The organism is Streptomyces sp. SID1328 (genome assembly GCF_009865595.1).
GTDB classification, from domain to species: Bacteria; Actinomycetota; Actinomycetes; order Streptomycetales; family Streptomycetaceae; genus Streptomyces; species Streptomyces griseoluteus.
Map to the genome: position 1 here is coordinate 1 of NZ_WWKH01000531.1, position 3,267 is coordinate 3,267.

General features: G+C 73.1%; 1 protein-coding gene and 2 pseudogenes. All 3 read left to right on the plus strand.

From position 1 onward, the window contains the following. Positions 1 to 1,248: pseudogene (locus GT030_RS16755) on the plus strand (serine/threonine protein kinase); the annotation flags it as partial. A 168-nt stretch (positions 1,249 to 1,416) separates the two neighbouring features. Then, positions 1,417 to 2,967, plus strand: a complete 1,551-nt coding sequence (locus GT030_RS16760) for a serine/threonine-protein kinase (RefSeq protein ID WP_161201790.1) — start codon at positions 1,417 to 1,419, stop codon at positions 2,965 to 2,967. Between the two features lie 74 nt (positions 2,968 to 3,041). After that, positions 3,042 to 3,267: pseudogene (locus GT030_RS16765) on the plus strand (serine/threonine protein kinase); the annotation flags it as partial.

The window sequence follows — 3,267 nt, forward strand, 5'->3', positions numbered from 1 at the left end:
GCGCGGCGCGGGCCCGGTACCGCCATCGCGGCCGAGCGGTCGCGGCACATGCGGATGACCGTGGTCGGCCCGGTGACCGAGCGGTGGGCGCCCGAGCAGGCCGGCCCGGTGCACGAGAACTGGCAACTGGCCGCGCCCGTCGGCCCCGCGACCGACCTGTGGGCGCTCGGCGCGCTGCTCTTCCGCGCCGTCCAGGGACACGCGCCCTACCCGGAGGAGTCCACCGCCGAGCTGGTGCAACTGGTGTGCGCGGAGCCGCCCGCCTACGCCGAGGAGTGCGGGCCGCTGCGCCCGGTCGTGGAGTCGCTGCTGCGTCAGGATCCCACCGAGCGGATCGACTTCGAGGAGCTGAGCGGCTGGCTGCGCTCGCTGGTGCGGTCCGCGCCCGAGCCGGACGCCGGTGCCCATGTGGTGCCGGTGCCGCCCGCCGACCCGACGCGGCTGCCGATAGTGCGCCGGCGCGGTGAGCTGGCCCGGTGGCGGCGCCGCAACAAGGCGCCGGTTCCGCATCCGCACGCCCGGCACAAGCGGGCCCGGCAGGAGGCGCAGGGCTCCCCGCGCAACCTCGGCCGCACCCTGCTGCTGCTCGTCCTCCTGCTGCTGGCCGGGGCCGTGGCGTACGCGGTGATGTTCATGCCCAAGCAGGGCGAGGACGGCGACCGTGCCGGAGCGGCGGGGCCGGCGAGCCCCGCGCCCTCCCACGAGCGGCAGCCGTCGGATGCGGCGAGCACCCCGGACGACGGGCCCACCGCGTCCTCGCCCGCCACCGAGACCCAGACCGGCGGAGGAGCGGCGGCGGACGGGTTCACCCTGCGCACCGACCCGGCCGGCTTCAAGGTCGCCGTCGCCAAGGGATGGTCGCACGCCCCGCGCAACGGCAGTGGCCAAGTGGTCTACTCGCACGGCAACTTCGAGCTGGTCGTGGTGCCCGGCCGGGACAGCACCTCCACCTACGGCACCGACCCGATGGTGTACCAGCGGGACAAGGAAAGGGAGTTGCAGCCGTACCGCGACTCCAGCTGGGCCACGGCGTCCGGGCTGCGCACCATCGAGGTGGGCGGACGGACCATGGCCGAAGGGCAGTTCACCTGGACCGACGCCCAGGGGCGCGACCTGTTCGTGCGCAACATGGCGATGCTGCTGAACGGGCGGTACCACATCGTGCAGGTGCGCGGCCCGGAGGCGGAGCGGGACGAGGTCACCCGGCTGTACGACCAGGCGACGGCCACCTACCGCTACACCGACTGAGCCGACGCTCCGACAGGGCCCCTCGCGGAAGTGGGCGTTCGGTTGCACGGACTGTGCGGAAGCGACAACAGTCACAGTGCCGATTCCGTGGCACCCCGCCGGTTCCCTGGGCGGGGGCCGGTCCATAGTCTGACCCTGACAAGAGCATTGCGGGGCAACGTGAATCAGATGCAGGGCCAGCTCGTGGCGGGCCGCTACCGGCTCACCGATTCCATCGGCAGCGGTGGCATGGGACGGGTGTGGCGCGCCCATGACGAGGTGCTGCACCGGAAGGTCGCCGTCAAGGAGCTGACCGCGGCGCTGTACGTCTCCGAGAGCGACCAGCACGTGCTGCTGGCCCGTACCCGCGCCGAGGCCCGCGCGGCCGCGCGCATCAACCACTCCGCCGTCGTCACCGTGCACGACGTGCTGGAGCACGACGGCCGCCCGTGGATCGTGATGGAGCTGGTCGAGGGGGAGTCGCTGGCCGACGCGGTCAAGGAGCGCGGGCGGATCGAGCCCCGCGAGGCCGCGCGGATCGGGCTGTGGGTGCTGCGGGCACTGCGCGCGGCGCACACGGCGGGGGTGCTGCACCGGGATGTGAAGCCCGGCAACGTCCTGCTGGGCCGGGACAGCCGGGTGCTGCTCACCGACTTCGGCATCGCGCAGATAGAGGGCGACAGCACCATCACCCGTACGGGTGAGGTCGTCGGCTCGGTCGACTACCTCGCGCCGGAGCGCATACGCGGGCACGACCCTGGTCCCGCGTCCGACCTCTGGGCGCTCGGTGCGACGCTGTACACCGCCGTCGAGGGGCGTTCGCCGTTCCGCCGCACCTCGGCCCTGGGCACCATGCAAGCCGTCGTGGAGGAGGACGCCGAGGAGCCCCGGCACGCCGGCCCCCTCGCCCCGGTCATCGCCGCCCTGCTGCACAAGGACCCCGCCCGCCGCCCGGACCTGACCACGGCCGAGCGCATGCTGGACGACGCGGCGGCGGGACGCCGGACGCAGACCGCGCCGGTGTTCACCCCACCCCCGCAGAGCACCGCGCCCGCGCCCCGCGACACGGCCGTCACCCCGGTGACCCCGGCCCGCCGCGGCCATCGCACCCGCATGCTCGCCCTGGCCGCCGCGGCCGTCCTGGTCTTCGGCGCGAGCCTGACCTTCGGCTATCTGCAGTGGGGCGGTGGCGGCCACCATGCGGCGGGCACGGACGACCCCGCCGAGAGCCCCTCCGCGTCTGCCACGAACGGCTCCAACGCCGTCCCCGACGACTGGGAGCGGTACGACGACCCGGTCGGCTTCAGCCTCTCCCTGCCCAAGGGCTGGAAGCGGTCCGTCTCCATCGACAAGGACGGCATCCGGCAGGTCGACTACTCACCCGACAAGGGCAAGCACCTCGTGCGGGTGGCCGTCGACACCGACCCGGACTTCCGGACCTCCTACGAGCACCTGACCGACCTGGACCAGCGGGTCTCGGCCCGGCTGCTGGAGTACAAGCGGCTGGTCCTCAAGGAGGAGGTCTTCCGCGACGAGCCGGGCGCCCGCTGGGAGTACACCTGGAACGCCCTGGCCAAGGACGGCCCCCACTACTTCCCGGGTCCGTACCACGCCATCGACGTCGGCTACATGAACGCCGACGACACCGAGTACGCCCTCTACTCGTCCTCCCCGGCCGACGACTGGCCCACCACCAAGAAGCAGTTCACCTGGATTCTCCGGAGCTTCCAGGAGGGCTGAATCGGCCGCCACCTTCGTACCTTGGCCGGTCAGCGCCCCGGAAGGGGTGGGTCCGGTGCGGCATGATGGGCGGTATGGGGACCGAGGGGCACGACCTCCGTGTGGTCGCGGGCCGTTACCGCCTTGAGGCGCGCATCGGACGCGGCGGGATGGGTGTCGTCTGGCGGGCCGACGATCTGGTGCTGGGCCGTCAGGTGGCCGTCAAGGAACTCACCCTGGACGACTCGCTGTCCGAGGAGGACGCGCGCAGGCGGCGGGAGCACTCCTTCCGGGAGGCGCGGGCGGTCGCGCAGTTGCGGC